Annotated in this window: 16 protein-coding genes; 4 read left to right on the top strand and 12 right to left on the bottom strand. The window is 64.3% G+C overall.

All coding sequences use genetic code 11. The features are described 5' to 3' along the window. Positions 1-20: 20 nt before the first annotated feature. The 7 genes from IPP91_04950 to IPP91_04920 form a co-directional block, all read right to left on the bottom strand. Entirely contained in the window at positions 21-1,394 is a 1,374-nt protein-coding gene (locus tag IPP91_04950) for an O-antigen ligase family protein (protein ID MBL0141411.1), read from the bottom strand. Between the two features lie 20 nt (positions 1,395-1,414). Next, positions 1,415-1,927, bottom strand: coding sequence for a hypothetical protein (locus IPP91_04945; protein ID MBL0141410.1), 513 nt, complete (start codon positions 1,925-1,927; stop codon positions 1,415-1,417). Positions 1,928-2,003: 76 nt separating this feature from the next. After that, positions 2,004-3,203 carry a hypothetical protein gene (locus tag IPP91_04940; protein MBL0141409.1) on the bottom strand — a complete coding sequence of 400 codons (1,200 nt, stop codon included), beginning with the start codon at positions 3,201-3,203 and terminating at the stop codon, positions 2,004-2,006. Positions 3,204-3,211: 8 nt separating this feature from the next. Continuing rightward, positions 3,212-4,639: a J domain-containing protein gene (locus IPP91_04935; GenBank protein ID MBL0141408.1), complete on the bottom strand. Its 1,428-nt coding sequence runs from the start codon at positions 4,637-4,639 to the stop codon at positions 3,212-3,214. Positions 4,640-4,642: 3 nt separating this feature from the next. Further along, a complete protein-coding gene (locus tag IPP91_04930; protein MBL0141407.1) occupies positions 4,643-6,958 on the bottom strand; it encodes a polysaccharide biosynthesis tyrosine autokinase in 2,316 nt (771 codons plus the stop codon). Further along, positions 6,955-7,791, bottom strand: coding sequence for a polysaccharide biosynthesis/export family protein (locus tag IPP91_04925; protein ID MBL0141406.1), 837 nt, complete (start codon positions 7,789-7,791; stop codon positions 6,955-6,957). The genes IPP91_04930 and IPP91_04925 overlap by 4 nt, the downstream gene beginning before the upstream one ends. Before the next feature lie 162 nt (positions 7,792-7,953). After that, positions 7,954-9,144: a nucleotidyltransferase family protein gene (locus IPP91_04920; protein ID MBL0141405.1), complete on the bottom strand. Its 1,191-nt coding sequence runs from the start codon at positions 9,142-9,144 to the stop codon at positions 7,954-7,956. Positions 9,145-9,203: 59 nt separating this feature from the next. Between IPP91_04920 and IPP91_04915 the strand changes: the two genes are divergently transcribed. After that, complete coding sequence (locus IPP91_04915; GenBank protein ID MBL0141404.1) at positions 9,204-9,641, top strand: lasso peptide biosynthesis B2 protein; 438 nt, start codon at positions 9,204-9,206, stop codon at positions 9,639-9,641. Continuing rightward, positions 9,638-9,940, top strand: a complete 303-nt coding sequence (locus IPP91_04910) for a PqqD family protein (protein ID MBL0141403.1) — start codon at positions 9,638-9,640, stop codon at positions 9,938-9,940. The genes IPP91_04915 and IPP91_04910 overlap by 4 nt, the downstream gene beginning before the upstream one ends. Here the strand turns inward: IPP91_04910 and IPP91_04905 are convergent. The 5 genes from IPP91_04905 to IPP91_04885 all read right to left on the bottom strand — a co-directional run bounded on the left by IPP91_04905 (position 9,924) and on the right by IPP91_04885 (position 14,905). After that, positions 9,924-11,102, bottom strand: a complete 1,179-nt coding sequence (locus IPP91_04905) for a class I SAM-dependent methyltransferase (protein MBL0141402.1) — start codon at positions 11,100-11,102, stop codon at positions 9,924-9,926. The two genes, IPP91_04910 and IPP91_04905, sit on opposite strands and share 17 nt — an antisense overlap. Positions 11,103-11,195: 93 nt before the next feature. After that, the gene (locus IPP91_04900; protein ID MBL0141401.1) at positions 11,196-11,621 is read right to left on the bottom strand and encodes a hypothetical protein; all 426 of its coding nucleotides are present in this window, start codon (positions 11,619-11,621) and stop codon (positions 11,196-11,198) included. Beyond that, positions 11,618-12,082, bottom strand: coding sequence for a hypothetical protein (locus IPP91_04895; GenBank protein MBL0141400.1), 465 nt, complete (start codon positions 12,080-12,082; stop codon positions 11,618-11,620). The genes IPP91_04900 and IPP91_04895 overlap by 4 nt, the downstream gene beginning before the upstream one ends. 46 nt (positions 12,083-12,128) lie before the next feature. Continuing rightward, positions 12,129-13,934, bottom strand: a complete 1,806-nt coding sequence (locus IPP91_04890; protein MBL0141399.1) for a hypothetical protein — start codon at positions 13,932-13,934, stop codon at positions 12,129-12,131. A 110-nt stretch (positions 13,935-14,044) separates the two neighbouring features. Further along, positions 14,045-14,905, bottom strand: coding sequence for a hypothetical protein (locus IPP91_04885; protein MBL0141398.1), 861 nt, complete (start codon positions 14,903-14,905; stop codon positions 14,045-14,047). Between the two features lie 205 nt (positions 14,906-15,110). Between IPP91_04885 and IPP91_04880 the strand changes: the two genes are divergently transcribed. Then, positions 15,111-16,763 carry an ABC transporter ATP-binding protein gene (locus IPP91_04880; GenBank protein MBL0141397.1) on the top strand — a complete coding sequence of 551 codons (1,653 nt, stop codon included), beginning with the start codon at positions 15,111-15,113 and terminating at the stop codon, positions 16,761-16,763. 228 nt (positions 16,764-16,991) lie between these two features. Continuing rightward, positions 16,992-18,005: a UDP-glucose 4-epimerase GalE gene (galE, locus tag IPP91_04875; GenBank protein MBL0141396.1), complete on the top strand. Its 1,014-nt coding sequence runs from the start codon at positions 16,992-16,994 to the stop codon at positions 18,003-18,005. Positions 18,006-18,008 lie beyond the last annotated feature (3 nt).

Here is an 18,008-nt window from a genome sequence, read left to right as displayed (position 1 = left end):
CTGACCCCATTGTTACAGGGTTACTTGAAGTGGAAGATGCCGGCGAGAAACGAGAAGTAGATCGCGTTGGCCGGGATGTGGAAGTTGAAATCCACGAGGCCGTGCACGATCATCGCCAGCATGCCGAGGCCCGCGGCAAGCTGCAGGCGATGCAGGCTGCGTGAGCCGCCCGCCCGCCCGGCGCGCAACAGCTCCGCCCAACGCATGAGGTAGGCGGCCCCGAGCAGCGCGATGACGGCTACGCCAAAGACCCCCAGCTCGAGGAACAGCTCCGCATAGTCGTTGTGGGCATGGTCCACGAAGCCCGGCAGCCCCTCGACCTGGTAGCGCGGAAACGCATCCGCGAAAGTCCCGAGCCCGCTGCCGAACGGAAGGAAGTCCAGCGCCGCGCGGACAGCCGCCGCCGCAATCTGCACGCGCCCCTCATAGCCGAACGACAACTGGTCCGGCGCAAAGCGCTCGAGCACGGGCGTGAGCCCGATATAGATGGCCAGCGCGAGAGCACCCAGGCCGATGGCCCCGAAAGCCAACTTCGCCAAAGGCGACATCGACCGCCGGACGAGCGTCACGCTCGCAAGAGAAAACACGAGGAAGCCGGCGCCGATGCCCCCACGGGAAAGCGAGAAAAGCAGCGCCACGAGCAGGAGCAGCACCGGAATCGACAGGAAGATCTGCGTCGCGAGCCTCCTGTCCGCACGCCCGGGATGCGGAAGCAGATCCCCGTTTCCCGTGGGCCGCGTCTCGAGGAACCACAGCACCAGGGCCGTCGGCAGCGCCATGGCCATCAGGGCGGCGAAGTGGTTCCTGTTGACGTAGGTTCCGGTGGAGGCGCCGCCGCCATGGGTATTGCCCAGATAAAGAGGCGAACCCGCGGCCGCGCCCAACTGCACGATGCCCAGCAGCGCCTCGCCAACGGCAACCACCACGAAGACTGCCAGGAGCGTGCGAACGTTTCGCCGCGGCTGCGCCAGGGTGAGCAGGAAGGCCGCGAGGCACGGAAGGGCCACGAGCCAGGAATATTCGGTGGCGCGCGCGTGAATGCTGATCGGCCGCATGGCGGCCAGTGCCGATTCCCCCGCGAACTCGAGTGCCCGGACGAAAGGCGCGTGTCCCGGCAATTGCGACCACATCACCGCCGGCAGCGGGACGAGCTGCAGCAGCGGAATCACGAGAAGGATTCCCAACCCCCATCGCAAAGGTGCGGGGAGGGCGACGACCGCAGGCCGCATCCGACGCTGCCATGCGATCGACGCGAGGCCCGCGACGCCGGCCAGCTCGAGCGCCAGCAACGGCAGCGGGCGATTGCCGCCCAGGAAGAGCGGCGCGAAGACCAGCAGGAAGCAGAGCAGGAGGAAAGGCGCGGGGCCGATCGGCTCCGAAGCGCCATTTTCCATGGGGTGGACGTGAGACAGGTTCAGTTCGGGCTGACGGTCTCGTCCCGTCGCATCCTGTCGTACGCGATGACTCCGAGCACGCCAACCGCCAGGGCGCCAATCTGCCCGTCCAGGCTGCCCGACAGCGCGGCATTCGCGAGACCGTCGGCCGGTGGCGTCGAGGCGACGGTCGGCTGGGGCAGGGTCGATTGCACCTGGGCAAAACGCATGTTGCAGGGACGGCTGGAATCGACCACGTACCGCTGATTCGGTTCCAGCGTAATCACGCACCCGTCGTCAAATTCCACCACGGCCTTGCTCTTCGTCGCCGTGATCACCCGCTGGCCTTCGAACAGGACGAGCCCCTTGCTGCCCGCGGAAAGCCCCGAGGGGTTGCTCGAAAGCACATTGCCTTCGACGTTCGCGAGGCGTGCCACGGCCTTCGGCGCGGGAGGCGCTGCACGGCCGCCCTGTTGTGCAAAGGATGCGGCGTTGACGGCAAAGGCCAGGACGACCGCCTGCGCGACACATTTCACGATCGATCCAGGTTTCACGTTGCACCTCCCGAGACTTCGCCACGTACGAACAATGCCATGGTATTTGCCGCCCCGACGCGGGTCAAATCAACGCTCACCGCCGCCGGACCCTGAAATCGTCGAACCAGGCCACCCCGGAGACGAAAGCGACCGCGCCTTCGTCCGCCGGCTCCAGTTGCAGAACCTGGCCGCGGCACGAATCGCCGACGTTCAAGTCCATCGAAAACGGCCGCCATTCGCCCGACCCCAGGAATCGTTCCGATCGCGCGACGATCGCGAGAGGCTTCGCTGCCTCGACACAGCGCAGCGTCCAGTGTATGCCACGCACCGACTTGATTCCTTCCGTCCGCACGAGGCCCGTCAACTCATAGTCGCCGGCCGGAAGAGCGAGAAACTGTTGCACGGGAATTCCGGATTGCCGCTTGCCGTTGTAGGCGATGCGAACGGCCCGCCTGCCCTCCGCATTCGGCGCCTGAAGCACTTCGGCGACGTGCCCCGTTTCCTTTTCCGGACGTTGCTGGAGCATCCAGTCGAAGCCGATGCCGCTGGCGGCGAACTCGAAGCTGCCGTTGAAGACGAACCCCACGTTCGCGAGCCTTTCGCGCGGCAGCAGGTTGAGCCAGAGCTGGTAGGCCTCTTCCCACCGGTCGTCCGCACGAAGCCGGTCGATCACGCACGCCGCTTCCGCCGCGATGGCACCCTGGGTCACCGGCCTGCGGAGCAGCAGCGGCACGAGCACGGCCGGGTCGATTCCGCGGGCGCACGAATCGGCGACGAACGATCCCAGCCACGCCGGATTGCGCGCGACGATCCCGGCCCATGCAGCCTGGTGGCGGCCTGCGGCCAGGTCGCTCGCCATCAACGGATACGCTCGGGGGCGCGACACGGGATATTGCTCGACGAGTCGCGCAAGGATCTCAATGCCCCGGGAATCGTCGCTGCGCAGGAAATGCAGCGCCGCCTGCGTGAGCACCCGCCGGTCCAGCGGCGCAAGATCCAGCGCGGCACGGTACGCCCCCGTGGCGCGGGCCTTGTCGCCCGTGGCCTCGAATTCCGTCGCGAGCATCAGCAGCGCGGCAACCTCGGCGGGGTTATCCCCAAGGATGCGCTGCAGCGCGGACCTCTCCTGAAGATGTCGCTCTTCAGCGGATGCCACGGTTGCCGCGGGCAATCCAGGCAATCGCGCGCTTCCGGATTCCTCGAAAGAAACGGCATTCACCTGGATGATCCGCCACACGAGCAGCAGGGAGACGGCGATGATCCCCGCGCGTGTCACCGTGGCGGCGGAATCCATTCGCCCGCCTACTCGTGCGGGAAGAGGGAGAGGCGCGTGATCCGGGGGCGGCCGTCACGCCACGCGATGGTCAGATCAAGCCCCACGACGCGCTCGATCCGCTCTGCCCGATCGATGTACGAAGCCCGAAGGAGCGCCTGCCCGCGCGCCCTCGTCGCCGGGTTCGCGGCATCCCACGAAATCGACTGCAGGAGGAGGCTGCGCTCCCGGGTGGCGCGGAAGAACTCGTCGAAATCCCTGCGCAGGTTCATGGCCTCGACGACGCCGACCGTCCCGGAATCGAACAGCCCGAGCAGGCGATCGAGGTCGCCCGACTCGTAATGGGAAACCAGGTTGGTCACGAGCAACTCGAGATCCCCGACGTTGGCTTCCGTCATCGAGGAGGCTTGCGCGACTTTCATTGGCTTGCTGGTGGACGAGATGCGAATCGGCTCCTTCGGCTGGGCCGCACTCGCATCCTCCCGGGGTTCGATCGACACCTCGGCGACGCTGGTTGCCTCCGGCTTCACCTGGGCGATGCGAACCAGTTCGGACCGCGCCTCGGCCACGCGCGCGGGTTCCGGCCTCGCCTCCTGGGGGGAAGTCAGCCGTGTCCACCAGTCCGGGATCAGCGACGAATCGATCTGCGTTCGACTGGCCGGCGCCCCCTGTTTTGCAGGGTCTTCCGCGACCAGCAGGGCAGGGCTCAACCGCTCGCCGGACCCGATGAATCGCGGGCGCTGGCTGGGCGAGAGCGTGTCATGCATCCATCGCGACGAGGCCCCGACCGGGGTTGCCCGTTGCAGCGTCGAGGACTCGTCCGGGAGGTCGTTCGCCCACCATGCATTGAGGAAGAAAAGGCTCGCCACCGCGGCCGTGCCGATCAGGATGCCTCGGGTGCGCGTCGTGCGGGACGCAGAACCCTTTCCGCGGGCCGCGCCACGTACCGAGGCAGCCACCGGTTGCGGCTCGATGCCCGCAGGCCCCCTGTGGGCGCCCGCAACCTTGCCAAGCCCGGTGTCGTACTCGCGGCGAAGGGAGTCGTCGGACAGGACTGCGTACGCCTGGTTGACTCGCGGCGCCGCATTCGATGGCCATTTCTCGGAGCCCGCATCCTGCCGGTCCGGATGCAGCAGCGCCATCAGGGCCTGGTAGTGCTCCTTGATGGACTGGCGCTGCGCTTGGGGCGAAACACCCAGTACCTGGTAGTGCGTCGCGTCTTCCCAGAGGCAGACCTGCCGGATGAAGAAGACTGCCGCCTCGCGCAATCGCCGGCGCTCCTCGACGGACAGCTTGCCGAGCACCCCTTCCGGGAAGCGGTTCTGGACGAAACGGAACGCGTGGAGTGCGCCGGGAAAGGGTTCCCGTCCGTGAGTCAGCCGCGCACGATGGAGGACCGGATCCGCGAAGAGTGCGAGGAGCTGGGCGGCGACAACGGTGGCACCGGCCTCGTGCATGGGTCAGCCCTCGGCCGGGATCCTGCCGACGAGTTCGGGGGTCTTGTGCTGGTAGTAGTACGAGCTTCGGCCGTACAGGTTGTCGTAAGCGTCCACCTTCGTGAGGACCACGCCCAGCGGATGCACGCCGGATTGCTGCAGGCGCTTGAGCGCCGACCTGGCGAACCCCTTGCGCGTCTTGCCGGACTCGATCACGAAGATGGAGTTGTCCACCTGGTTGCACAGGACGATCGCATCCGAGATGCCCAGCACCGGCGGCCCGTCCACGACGATGTGCGCGAAATGCTCCTCGCATTCCGAGAGCAGCGTCAGCAGCTTGGGGCTGGAAAGCAGCTCGACCGGGTTCGGCGGCAGCGGGCCCGAAGTCATCACGAAGAGGTTCGGGATCTGGGTGCTGCGGATCACCTCGAGCGGCTTGAAGCTGCCCGACAGGTAGTTCGAGAGCCCGCGCGAATTCGCCACGTCGAGGATCTTGTGCAGGGAGGGGTCGCGCAGGTCGGAATCGATCACCAGCACGGGCTTGCCCATCTCGGCGAAGTTGATGGCGAGCGAAAGCGCCGTCGTGCTCTTGCCTTCCCCCTTCGAGCTGCTCGTGACCACCAGGCGCCGCGGCGCCCCGTGGGAGGTGGAGAACTGGAGCGACGTGCGCACCGACCGGTACGATTCGGAGAGCGCCGACGTGGGGTCCTTGTGGGGTGACAAGGCAATCTGGGCGAGGCTGGCCGCGCTCTTCCCCTTCAGCATCGGCACGACCCCCAGTACGGCGGCGCCGGTCTCGCGCTCGACGTCTTCAGGGAAGCGGATGGAATCGTCGAAGTACTCCATCAGCCACGCCACGGCGAGCCCCAGGATCAGCCCGATCGCAAGGCCCAGCGGAAGGTTCCGGCTCAGGTTGGGCTTGAACGGGGCCAGCGGTACCCGGGCCTTGTCGACCACGGAGATGTTGTTGATCCCCACGCCACCGGCGACCCCGACCTCCTTGAAGCGCTGCAGGAGCCCGTCGTAGAGCGTGCGGCTGGTGTCCACTTCGCGCTTGAGGATGCTGTAGCGGATGTTGCGCTGCTGGAGCGCCAGCAATTCCTGCTTGGTCTCGACCAGTTTCTTCTTGAGCGCGCTTTCCTGCGAGCTTGCCACGCGGTAGGTGGCGACAACGGTTGCGCGAATCTCATCGAGCGCCTGCTTCATCTGCCTGTCGATCTCGTCGAGCTGCCCCTTGATCTGGAGCATCTTCGGGAACGCCGGCTTGTAGACCTTGAGATTCTCCTGGTACTCCGCCTCGAGCTTGAGCCTGGCGGCCTTCAGCGCGTTGAGGCTCTTGTTTTCCTGCGCGAGGGCGAGAGACTCGGGGTTGGCCTGGACCTGCTTCAGGAGCACTTCGGCGTGAATGCGCTCCTGCTCGGCCTTTACCAGCGCGGTGCTGTATTCCTGGAGGTTCTGGCTGACGATGCTTTTCTTCTCGTCGATGTTCACGATCTCGGCGTCGCGCGAGAAGTTCACCAGCTCGCGCTCGGAATCCTCGAGCTTCGCCTTGGTCTGCAGCAGCTTTTCCTCGATGAAGGTCTTCGCGTACGCCGAGGCCTCGAAGCGCCGTTCGAGGTTGATGCTGATGAACGACTGGGCGAGCGTGTTCACGGCCTTGGCCGCGAAGAACGGATCGGTGGAGTCGAAGTGCAGCCGCACGAGGCGCGACTTTCGCACCGGCTCGACCGTGAGAGACGACTGGAACGCGCCGATGACCTCGTCCTCCGATCGCGTGGTGGAATCGACCGCCACCGGATCGGGGCCGCGGCCGAGCCATGCCACGATGCCCTCGAGGAAATTCAGGTGCGGGGAATTCGCAAGCGGCATCGGTGCGGAATCCGGTTCGATCGCGAGGCCCAGGCTGGACGGATTCCTGCGGAGCCCCAGTTCCTCAACCGCCCTTTCCGCGACGGTGCGGCTTTTCAGCAATTCGTGGTTGGTGGCGAAGAAGTCGGAGCTATCCGACCAGTATTCGGCCGTCTCTCCCTGGGACACGTCCTTGAAGTCCAGGACACGGGGCGAGAAGCGGTCGATCTGGAGCGTCGTCGAGGCGCGGTACACGGGTGAGGCGAGGTAGGTCATCACCACGGAAAAGAGTGCCGACACCAGGAAGATCGCGAGGATCGTCCACTTGTGCTTGAGGAAGATGCGCAGAAGATCCCTCAGGTGCAGCGATTCGTCCAGCGGTTCCTGCATCGACGCGACATCGGCCGGGCCGACGACCAGCGCGTCACGCTGCGGAATGGCGAGCGCGGTGTTCCGGTGCGGGTTGGCGCGAGGGTCCTGGGGGTTCGTCAAGGGTAGGGCGCCCAGCGGAACGGGTTGACCACGTCGATCATGTCGCCGAGGAGCGAATCCCTCAGCGCCACGCGACTGGCCGTCCGGTTGACGACGATGAGGTCATCGTTGAGCACGGCGGGATCTTCCATCTCGCCCGAGCGGATCCGATCGATGTTGTACATGACGGGTACCCGCTTGCCGGCGCCGTCATCGCGAAACAGCATCACTTCGGACAACTCCGCCATTCTCGCCGGCCCCCCCGCGAGCGCAAGCGACGTGAGCAGCGAGCTTTGCCCCTTCAGCGGGTAGATGCCGGGCTTGTTCACGGCCCCCTCGACGGTGACCCGTTGGGTGGTGAATTCCTTGATGAACAGACTCACCTTGGGGTTCTGCAGATAGGTCTCGCCCAGCTTCTCGGCGATTGCGGCCTCGGCCTGATGGGCGGTCAGCCCGGAGATCTTCACCTCGCCGATGAGGGGCAGGGAGACCTGACCGCGCGGGTTTACGCGCGCCGTGCTGGAAAGGGACTCGACACCGAAGACCTTGACCTCGATGAGGTCCTCCTCGCCGATGCGGTACTCCCGAATTCCATTCGTCGGCGCGACGGGGCGCGGCGACGCAGCGGGGGCGGCAACGGTCGTGGCGACGGCCGGAACGTCAGGAACAGTCGACAGCGCCGGAGACAGTTTCAATATCCCATCCCCGAGCGCGCCGGTCGCGGAGAGGAGGCTGCATGTGGCCATTCCAAGCGCGGCGGAAATCGTCTTCATGGAATACGAGGCCTCTCGGATGGAATCGGGTGAAAACGCAGTCAATGTGCCGGTTGCACTCGCTTTTGCGGGAAACGCCACTATTATGCCAAGAAAAGTCTTTCTATATCAATAGCTTACCTCATGTTAGCGAATCTGTCTGTGCAGTAGATAACAGTTCTGCGTCAGCCTTCATTCCGTCCGTAGCCCACGTCCGAATTGGGTACGTGAATCGGGTACGTGAACCGGGTACGTGAACCAGGTTCAGTCGCTATGGGGGCTGGGCACGGCGAGGCGCCACAAGCCGTGCGCTGCCCTTCGCGCGTAGAGCCAGGGGAGCCAGGACCAGGCGGCACCTTCGTACTTGCCGCGCATGTACTCCGCGGGCGGAAACGCCTGTTCACGAAGCCAGCTTGCGCGCGCGCGCAGTGTTTCGAGCGCGAAGAAATCATCGACCATCTGCAAGACACGCCCTTCGTTGCAGTACCTCGCAGAAGGTTCCACCGCGCCCGAAGGGACGAGGGCCCGCAAGACCGGGTCTGAAACCACCGTTCGAAAGCACTCCATGGATCGCACAAGCCCATCCCGGCAGATGGCCTTCATCCGCTTACTTGCAGCCAACGCCACGAACTCCAGGAGCTCGTCCTCGGACATCCGGGAAACGAGCAGGTGGATGTCGTACAGCCAGATCAGCCGGTCAGTGGCCGGGTAGGGGACATTGTCGATGTAGTACGGCGCATTCCGATGCCCGCTTCGGTGCATGCAGGCGAACAGCAGCGCATCGACCGGCGCCAGTCCATAGGCGCGAGCGCCCAGCGCCGGCAGTTCCATCGCGCGCGTCTCCAGCTCCTCGTAGTCGAACAGCTTCGCCAGGACCTGGGAATTGTTCACCCGCCAATGAAGGTCCAGATCATGAGCGACCCCAAGGGCGTCCGTCCTGATCCACAAGGACTGGTAGGTGATGTAGTCCCCCGTGACACCCGGAAACCGGGTGTATCCCAGGCGCTCCAGGATCGCCTCGACCTCCTCCTTCGCGCCGCGTGGAACGAGGAGATCGGTATCGCCCCGGGGCCGCAAGGCCGCGTTGTTATAGTGCGTGTACGCAAGGGGCGTGCCCTTCAGCAGCAGCGCCTTGATACCCGACTGCGCAAATGCGTCCAGGACGCGGGACAACTCAACACGGCTCGCCATCTCGTAGATTGCCTGCGCGCGCACCGAGCCATGGCAATGCGCCACGATCGCCGAGGGCCACGACTCAAGGGCATACGAGCCAGCCAGCGCCTGATCCACGAGGGGCGCCACCCCGTGATACTCCAGCCGTTCGATGAATCGCGAGCATTCGACGGAATCGCCGCCCCAAGGCCAGCCCTCGGGCTCTCCGCACAGGACGGAACAGATGAGGCGATCAGCGCTTTGCGTCGTAAAGGCGAGTGTCTCGATGCGAGCCATGTCCACGGCTATCGTCCTCGGGATGACCCTGAAATGCTATCGTATCGATGCAAAAGGCCATCCCATTGATCGATCAAATTCGCCGCTTTGCGGCCCTTCCCGCCAATGACCAATGGCTGCTTCTCAGGGCAGCCGGCGCGGTCGCGTTCGTGCGGATCATGCTTTGGGCCTTCCCGTTCCGATGGGTCTGCGCCCGCGTCCGCAGCCAGGAAGTCGCTCTCACGCCGAGGGAAGGAACTTCGGCCGCCCGCATGGCCTGGGCCGTGACAGTCGCGTCGCGGCGGATCCCCGCGGCCAGTTGCCTTACGCAGGCCTTGACCCTCCAGTGGATGATGGCACGCGCAGGGCATTCCGCGAGACTGTGCATCGGCGTCGACAAGAGCCCCGCGCAAGGCTTCGAAGCCCATGCCTGGGTCGAGGCGGGCGGGGAGATTCTCCTCGGAAGCCATGGGGACGTGAATCGCTTCGTGCCGATCCTCTCGCTCCCCGGCGATCAATCGTGAACTCGACGGTCGAAAAGCCTGCCCCGACCCTGGCCTCCCGGGTTCGCGTGGCCGACGACGTGCTCTTCCAGGAGCTTCAGGGCGAGGGAGTCCTGCTGAACCTGAATTCGGGGATGTACTTCGGGCTCGATGCGGTCGGGACGCGGATCTGGCAACTCATCGCCGAGCAGGAGCAGCTTGGCGAAGTGGCGCGGCTCATCGAGGAAGAATTCGACGTGAGCCCGGAGCAGTGTGCGTCGGATCTGCTCGCCCTGGTGGCATGGCTGGGAAGCCAGGGCCTGGTCACGATTCAGGCGTAGATCCTTCGCTACCGCCTTTGCTGCCGTAGGTATCGGACAAGTTGCCCGCGTGGGTCAGCGCCTCGCCCAGCGAGCGAAAGCGTTCCGGAAAGCGCTCCATCACGCCGCGCGCGATCTCCTCCAGCGAAGAGGCGCCGTTCATCTGCGAGAGAATCCACGCGTCCACCGTGCCGTTCGCCCCGAGTGATGGGCGATAGCCGCCGCCTCTCCGGGACAAGCGCATCGCGGGAATCGGCGCTCCCCAGAACGTGGACTGCTGAAAACGAACTTCGGGCCGCGATGAATCTGCGGAGGAAACGTTGCTCGCCCAACTCCACAGGTAGTCGGTGCCCGTGTAGTCCGCCCTCAGACGAATCGAGACGACATCGCCAATTCCGAGCGCGGCCGGAGACTCCCATGGCAGGAATGACGAGCGATAGATCATGTCGGCCTCACCCGGGGCGTTCGAGAACCCGATGCCTTCCGCGAGGATGGAGTCGAACCAGAGGATCAGGCCGTGGGCGGTTCCCGCCCGAGTGACTGGAAGCGAAATCGAAGCCGAGTGGCTCGGCGACTCGATCGTCGCGTAGTCGAGCGTCGCCCAGCACCCGGGTTCGGTCAGCAACTGTTCGCGAGGCATGCGGGCTCCGATCGGCGAGTTCACCACGGCCCGGCGGGCGGCTGCCATGTCCAGGCCAAACTTGTTCGTCGCCCACGGTTCAACCAGCTTCCCGTATTCGTCCTGCGCGTTCACGACCGCGACCCATATCGACTCCCGCAACGGGATGAGCGCTCCGCCTTCCTTCAGCAGCCGTCGCCGCGCATCCGCGATCGAGACGATATTTGACTGGAAGAGGGGCAGCGTGCCGTGCAAGTCGGAAACGACGACGTCCACCATTTCCGGCAGGTCGACTTCCGTGGACAGCGCCTGGATGAACTCGATCCGATCGGCGAACCCGTTGGCCCGGGCGATTTGCTGGGCGATGGCGATCGCGTCGCCCGACTCCACGGCATACACCTTCCGGGCGCCGAACCGGCAAGCCAGCAGGCTGAAGATTCCCGTTCCGGCGCCCAGATCCAGCACGGCTGAGTCGGTCCCCACGGCCTTCTCCAGCGCCCTGGAGTAGGCATCCATGCGAACCCTGTCGGCGATCATCCGGCCGTAGTCCTCGATGCTGTACATGGACTGGTTACCCCTGGCTGGACATCACGGGACGCCGACCTTGAGGAACGAGACGCCGAAGAGGTGCGACGCGACCGACAGGGGCGTCGGAAATCAGGAAGCGCTCGTGACGCGCTGCTCCCGAACAGAAGCCTGCTCGCGGACGTCGCGATGGGCCATCAGCACGGCGGCATCGAAGAGGGGACGGAAGAGATGCCCCAGCAAGGGGAAGACACGAATCGCGGCAGCGGCCCTTTCCCCGAACCGGTCGTAGAGGGGAACCACCACAAGCGCCCAAGCGTCACCTCGCCCGTAGCATTCAGCCAGCCAGCCACGAACCAGGATCACGCGGGGAGTATCGACGCCGTAAAGCGCTTCGGCGATCCAGCACATCCTGCTGCGCATGCCGCCCCCATCGTTCTTCATCCCGCCGCCGCCACTGGTGAGATGCCGGACGTCCCCAAACAGCGACAGCACCGGCGTGCGATAGACCCGCTTCGGTGGCTTGGCTTGGGGAACTGCTGCCTTCGTCGATTTCATTGGCCTGCAAGGAAGGCGCGACCTTCCGCAATGGATCGAGTGCGCATCGAACCTTGCGACGCGCGGAAAGCCTTCTGCACGGCTTGATCAAAGACGGGGCGAAACACGTACCCAAGAAATGGCGAGAGTCGAATGGCCGCAGCCACTCGCTCCCCAAACCGCTGGTAGAGGGGAACAGTGACGCGCGCCCACGCGTCGCGCCGGTGGTAGCTCTGAGTCAGCCATCCACGGACCAGAATGACGCGAGGCGTGCCGACGCCGTAAAGGGCTTCGGCGATCCAGCACATCTTCGTTTTCATCCCGACCCCGTCGTTTCCCATCCCGCCGCCGCCGAAGGTGAGCGTCCTGACGTCCCCGAACAGCGACAGCACCGGCGTGCGATAGACCCGCTTCGCTGGCTTGGCTTGGGGAACGGCTGCGTTCGTCGGTTCCACTCGCTCGCGATCCAGGTTGGCGCTCAATTTCCGGAATTCTTGAAGGGCCCATCGACCTTGCAAGCCAATGATACTACTTCCAATTGTCCGGGCGCCCGCTGTCGAAAAAGGACCGCAGCCATCGCTCGAAGGAAACCAGCTCATTCAACTGCTTGGAGGGCAGGAAGTCCTGATCCGATAGCTGGGCCCTTACCTGAATGAGAGCCGCCGGAAGCGAGGCAGCATCCACGTAACCGCGGCTTACGGCCTGCGATCCGGGGCCGAAGAGCTCGTCCAGGCCCGTGGCACTCAACGCCGATGCCGCGTCGCTTTCCTCCTGCGTGAAGTCGGCCTTCGAATACCGCAATCGAATCGCCTCCGGCAGGATTCCTCGCATCGCCTCCCGGAAGAGCCCCTTGTAGACACCGTCGCGCTGGACCACGTCGCCCGGGATCGCCATGAGGAAAGCGACGAGATCGCGATCGGCGAACGGGTAGGCGCGCTCCATTCCGTACCAGGCGGCAACCTTGTTGAACTTCTCGAATGTCATTGAAATGTCGGGCGAGCGAGCCAGCGTGTAGCTAAGTTCGGTGTGCTTGCTGGCGAACGGCGCTGCGAGTCGGCGCTGCATCTGCCCGCGGCGGTAGCCGATTTCCCGGAGATTTTCCGAGTACCAGTTCGGCGCCCGCGAACGTCCCATCGCCCTGCGGATCGCCCTGTAGGGGACCAGAAGGGCGTCGGGAGCGAGATCGCGGGCAAAGCCGTGCAGGATCTCTTGCCGCAACCCCTGAGGGGTGCAGTCGGTCATGCTTTCGCACAGCGAGCGAAACTTCCTTCGCACACCCAGCCAATGAAAAGCCCGAAGGTCTTCGTAGAAGGGGGCCGCGGTCCACAGGACCTGGTCGCCCATGAAGCCATCCAGCACCACGGAGCAGCCCAGCTCGCGAGCGGCCTCGAGGCAGTCGAGGTCATTGCCGCCCGGAAGCTCCGGGTATTCCATTCGCCACGGCCACGCGTTGTCCGTGGCCGTCCGGTTCGGCGAAGGGGGCAGCCTGCGGATTGCGATGCGATGCTGTGCCTCGATGGCATCGAGGTAGCGCCTTTCATCGGCCGCCGAACCCTCCGGATATAGCCGTGAAATTCCGTGAACGGCTGGAATTACGCTGCCGGACCGACCCAGCAGGTCCGCCTGGCAAAGGATGGCCGAGGAATCGAGCCCCCCGCTCACCGTGACGGCGACTGCGCCTTCCGCCCTGAGCCTGCGTCGGACCGCCTGTTCGAAGAGGCCACGAAGCGCTTCGGCATACTCTGCGAAGGAGCCCAATCGAACCTGACGTGTGGGGTCGAAGTCCCAATGCTGGAATTCCTTCATGCCTTCCGGGGTAACAACGACCGTCTGGCCCGGAAGCACGCGACGAACATCGCGGAAAAGCGTGATTCGCAGTTCGTTCGGGTTGCCACCGACCAACGCGTCCGCGAGGGCATCGTCGTCCGGCTGCGCTTCCACATCGGGGTGCGCAAGGATCGCCTTGATCTCGGAGGCCGCGATGAAGGTATCGCGAGACGACCCGTAGTAGAGCGGCCTCATGCCCATCACGTCCCGTGCCAGCACCAGGCGCCTCGCATCCGTATCGAAGAGCGCGAGCGCAAAATCGCCGTTCAATTGCGCCGCGAAGCCCTCGCCGTAACGGCGGTAGCAGGCCAGGGCGAGCGATGAATCCGCCAATCCCTCCGCATCGGCGTTCAATTCCGGAGCCAGGTCGCGAACAATCTCATCGCGATTGTCCAGGCGGCCATCGAAGCAGATCGACAAGCCGGCGCCTGATTCGCGCGGCTGCAGCTCGTCAGGCCCCGTGGCGCTTCGCAGGCATTGGTAGGCAAGGCCGGCGGAGCCATTCACCCTAAGCCGGGGCTCGTCACGGGCCCGATTTCTCATCGACGCCACAAGACGCGCGAGAACCTCCCGATCGACGGGGCGATGATCGCGATGCAGGAGCGCAACGATCCGGCTCACCGGGAACCCGAATCCTTCGACAGGCTGGCGAGGAGGGCGCCCGCAACTTCCGGCAAGCGTTCCAATTGCCTGGGATAGGAAATGATCGAGATGGGGACGCAGGCGGCGAGGCGGCAGGCGAAGTCGAACTGCTGCTCCAACCTCCGGGCGTGGAGGAATGTTGCGTCGAACGAGTTCCTGATGAGCGGAAGCAGCGCGTCATGACCCGTTGCACGAACGATGGAAATGGATTCGGCACCGGCATCCGACGGGATCACGAAAACTTCCCCCAGCATCACCGGGTGCGCCACGTGCTCGGAACCCTCGAGGGGCAGGATCATCTTGTCGGTGAAGACGTTCATCGGCAGCGCGCGGCGGCGATCGAACGCGGCGTCGGCGGAATCGGGGCAGAGCTTGAGCCGCGGCAGGCTGGGGAATGCCCGCACCCCTTCATGAGCAAACTCGAGCACCAGGAGATCGTCGGTGAGCAGGGGATGGCCCCTGCGCATGAGCGCCGCTGCCAACGTGGATTTGCCGTAGCCGGTGTCGCCCATGATGGCGATCGCCTGGCCATTCACGACGACACAGGTGGCGTGCAGCGGTTCGATACCCCGGACCACCAGGCATTGCGCCAGCACCTGGTTGAGCAGGTAGGTAAGGAGCACCTCGTCATGCACAGGGATCAGGCGCCGCCACAGCACCCGGGAACCGTCGCCGGACACGAAGAATTCGAAGTGGTCTTTCCACGAGAAGCGCGCGGCGCCGTCGTCGAAATAGCGGCTATCCCAGAACGAATCGCTTTCGACATGCGCAGTCGGCTTGTCGGCGCTGGCCGCAATGTCCTGCTCGGTGGCCTCCACGAGTTCGACATCCGCCACATCTACGGATCGCGCCGCTTCCGGACAAGGCAGCGCCAGCGCCGACCTGATCCTGAGGCCGTACAGCGAGTAAATTCGGGAAGGGGGGGCCACAGTCTCGATTTGAGGACGTGTTCGCGACCACATCCCCACAAGCCTTAAACTCCTTAACGGGATTCATTATGCCGCAGTCGCACTCGCCCAATCCCACATCCCAACGCCGATCATGATCGACTTTCGCGCTCTCTTCGGATTTGCAGCGCCCTACAGGGTTGTGCTGGCCCTGGGCGCAATGATGATGCTCCTGGAGAGCGTTGCGGCGCTGACCGTCCCCTGGTTTGGCGGCAGGCTTGCCGATACCCTTCTTTCGGGCAATTCAGGCGTCAATCGTGGAATTGGCCTTGTCCTGTGGGCGATGCTGGCCCTGTTTGCGCTGCAGGCCCTGCTGCGGTTCGGCAGCGCTTCGGTTCTTGGGGCCGCAGCCCAGAGAATCGTTGCCGACCTCAAGATCCGCTTGTACGACCACCTTCAGGCGCTGCCGCTTGCTTTCTTCCAGCAACGACGGATGGGCGACACCCTCGCTCTCCTGACCCACGACGTCTACGTGGTAAGCGGTTACCTGAGCGGCACCGCCCTTGCCATCGTTCCGCTGCTTTTCACCGGGGCGGGCGCCGTGGTGCTCATGATGCAGATCCAGGCGCCGCTTGCGTTGGCGACGGCATTCCTGATCCCGGTCTTCTATCTCATGGTGAAGGTCATCGGCCGGAAGTTGCGGCCCCTGGCGCAGGAACTCCAGCAAGAACACGCCACCGGCGTTGCCATCGCGGAGGAGAACCTGGGCATGCTGCCCGCCATCAAGGCCTTCACGCGGGAAGGGCGGGAGTCGCACCGCCATGGGCAGCAGATGGACCTCATTCGTCAGTTGGAAACGAGGCAACTGCGAATCCAGGCGGCCATGAGCCCTGCGGTGCAATTCGTGGCGGCGGCGGGCATCGTGCTGCTTCTTTGGCTGGGAAGCGGCGAGGTGGCCGGAGGCAAGCTCACGCCCGCCGAGTTGATCGAATTCCTGCTCTATTCCCAGTTGCTCGTGCGGCCCGTGGCGGGGCTCGCAGATCTCTACGGCCAGACCCAATCGACGCGGGGGGCGATGCGGAGATTGATGCAGGCCTTGGACGAGGAACCGGAGCCAGCCCCGAATGTGGGTGCTGTGCTGCCCAAGGGCAGGGGAGAGATTCGATTCGAGGGCGTGACCTTCGGCTATCCAGGACGACCGGCGGCACTGCAGGACTTGCACTTCCATGTTGCCGCCGGGGAGACGGTGGCCATCACGGGGCCGAATGGAGCCGGGAAGAGCACGCTTGCGCACCTGCTGACCCGGCTGCACGAGACGAGGGTGGGCCGGATCATGATAGACGGCACGGACATCGCCACCGTTTCACTTGCGAGCCTGCGTAGTCAAGTCGGGACTGTTCCCCAGCATGTGCTGCTCTTCAATGCCACCGTGCGCGAGAACATTGCCTATGGGCGGTTGGATTCCAACGACGCGCAGGTCGAGGCTGCCGCGCGTGCGGCGCAGGCGCACGACTTCATCGTCGGGCTTCCCTTGGGGTACGACACGGCCATCGGCGACCAGGGTGTCAGGCTATCCGGCGGGCAGCGGCAACGCATTGCGCTCGCGAGAGCCCTCCTCAAGGACCCGCCGATCCTGATCCTCGATGAGGCCACGGCCATGTTCGATCCGGAAGCGGAAAAGGACTTCCTTCAGGGTTGCCGGGAAGTACTCAAGGGTAGGACCGTACTGTTGATCACCCACCGGCCAGCCTCTCTTGTCTTCGCGGACCGTGTCGTTAGTCTCGAAAACGGGCGACTCGACGCTTAGTGATGTCATTTGCATCTACGTTGTAACGGTTCCAGAATACTTTCCCACTATCTGTTCCGGTACGGTGGCACCTAAAAGGACGCCCGCGACGAACGCGTGAGTCCGGGAAGCTAGGAGAACGGCTTTCATTCGACCAATTGAGCATGCGATCCCGGGATGAGGTTGAGGTCCAAGCACGAAGACATGTCATAGACTCCACTGCTCGATGCCCCGTAATAGAATTGACGCATGCGGAACTCTCCAATTGTTCTAGTAACCGGGGCTGCCGGCTTTGTCGGCTCTCACACCTGCGTGGCGCTGACGGACGCCGGATTTCGCGTTCACGGGATCGACAACTTCTCGAACAGCTCGTCAAAGGTCGTGGAGGTTCTTGCGAAATTGTGCAAACCCCACTTCGCGTTTACTGAGTGCGATGTTCGAGATTCGGCAAGTCTCGTGGGCGTGGTGGGCCGCCTGCGTCCCGATTCAGTAATTCACTTTGCAGCTCTGAAGTCGGTCCCAGACTCTATCCTCGACCCACTTGGGTATTACGAAAACAATGTGGGTGGCTCCTTGTCGCTTTTCTCCGTTCTGAGTAAGTCCGGAGTTCGCGACGTCGTCTTTAGCTCCTCCGCCACGGTTTACGGAGATGGGACACCACCTTACTCGGAAGACTCACCAACCGCCCCCATCAATCCGTACGGTTCGACCAAGTTGGTCGTTGAAGGCCTGCTGCGCGACCTGGCGCATAGCGAGCAGTCCTGGAAGGTCACGCTACTTCGGTACTTCAATCCAGTTGGTGCGCATCCCGGAGGGCTGCTGGGCGAGGAGCTTGATGCGGCTTCGGGTAACCTCATGCCCGCGTTGCTCCGCGTCGCCGTCGGGCGGGCACACGAGTTGACGATATATGGAAACGACTACCCCACACCCGACGGCACGGCGTTGCGCGATTTCATTCACGTGATGGATCTCGCCGAGGCGCATGTCCATGCATTGCGGCGCAAGGAGGATCGAGGGGCGTGCACCATCAACGTAGGAACCGGGAGGCCTTACTCAGTGCTTGAGATGATCACCGCTTTCCGGAATGCATCCCGACTGGAGATCCCCGTGCGCTATGCTTCGCGCCGTGAGGGGGATGCGCCATCGTCGTTCGCTTGCGTGGAACGTGCCCGAGTGGTGTTGGGCTGGGCTGCTCGGCGCTCGCTCGATGAGATGTGCGAAGACGCGTGGCGCTTCGCGCGCGAGCGCTATTCGGTGAATTAATAG

This window comes from Betaproteobacteria bacterium (assembly GCA_016720855.1).
In the GTDB taxonomy this organism is placed as follows: domain Bacteria; phylum Pseudomonadota; class Gammaproteobacteria; order Burkholderiales; family Usitatibacteraceae; genus FEB-7.
This window is presented reverse-complemented; position numbering and strand designations above follow the sequence as displayed.

Excerpts from the sequence above, each read along its gene's own strand:
- IPP91_04950 (MBL0141411.1), bottom strand. The coding sequence starts at position 1,394 with ATGGAAAATGGCGCTTCGGAGCCGATCGGCCCCGCGCCTTTCCTCCTG.
- IPP91_04940 (MBL0141409.1), bottom strand. The coding sequence starts at position 3,203 with ATGGATTCCGCCGCCACGGTGACACGCGCGGGGATCATCGCCGTCTCC.
- IPP91_04935 (MBL0141408.1), bottom strand. The coding sequence starts at position 4,639 with ATGCACGAGGCCGGTGCCACCGTTGTCGCCGCCCAGCTCCTCGCACTC.
- IPP91_04905 (MBL0141402.1), bottom strand. The coding sequence starts at position 11,102 with ATGTACAGCATCGAGGACTACGGCCGGATGATCGCCGACAGGGTTCGC.
- IPP91_04900 (MBL0141401.1), bottom strand. The coding sequence starts at position 11,621 with ATGAAATCGACGAAGGCAGCAGTTCCCCAAGCCAAGCCACCGAAGCGG.
- IPP91_04880 (MBL0141397.1), top strand. The coding sequence starts at position 15,111 with ATGATCGACTTTCGCGCTCTCTTCGGATTTGCAGCGCCCTACAGGGTT.
- galE (MBL0141396.1), top strand. The coding sequence starts at position 16,992 with ATGCGGAACTCTCCAATTGTTCTAGTAACCGGGGCTGCCGGCTTTGTC.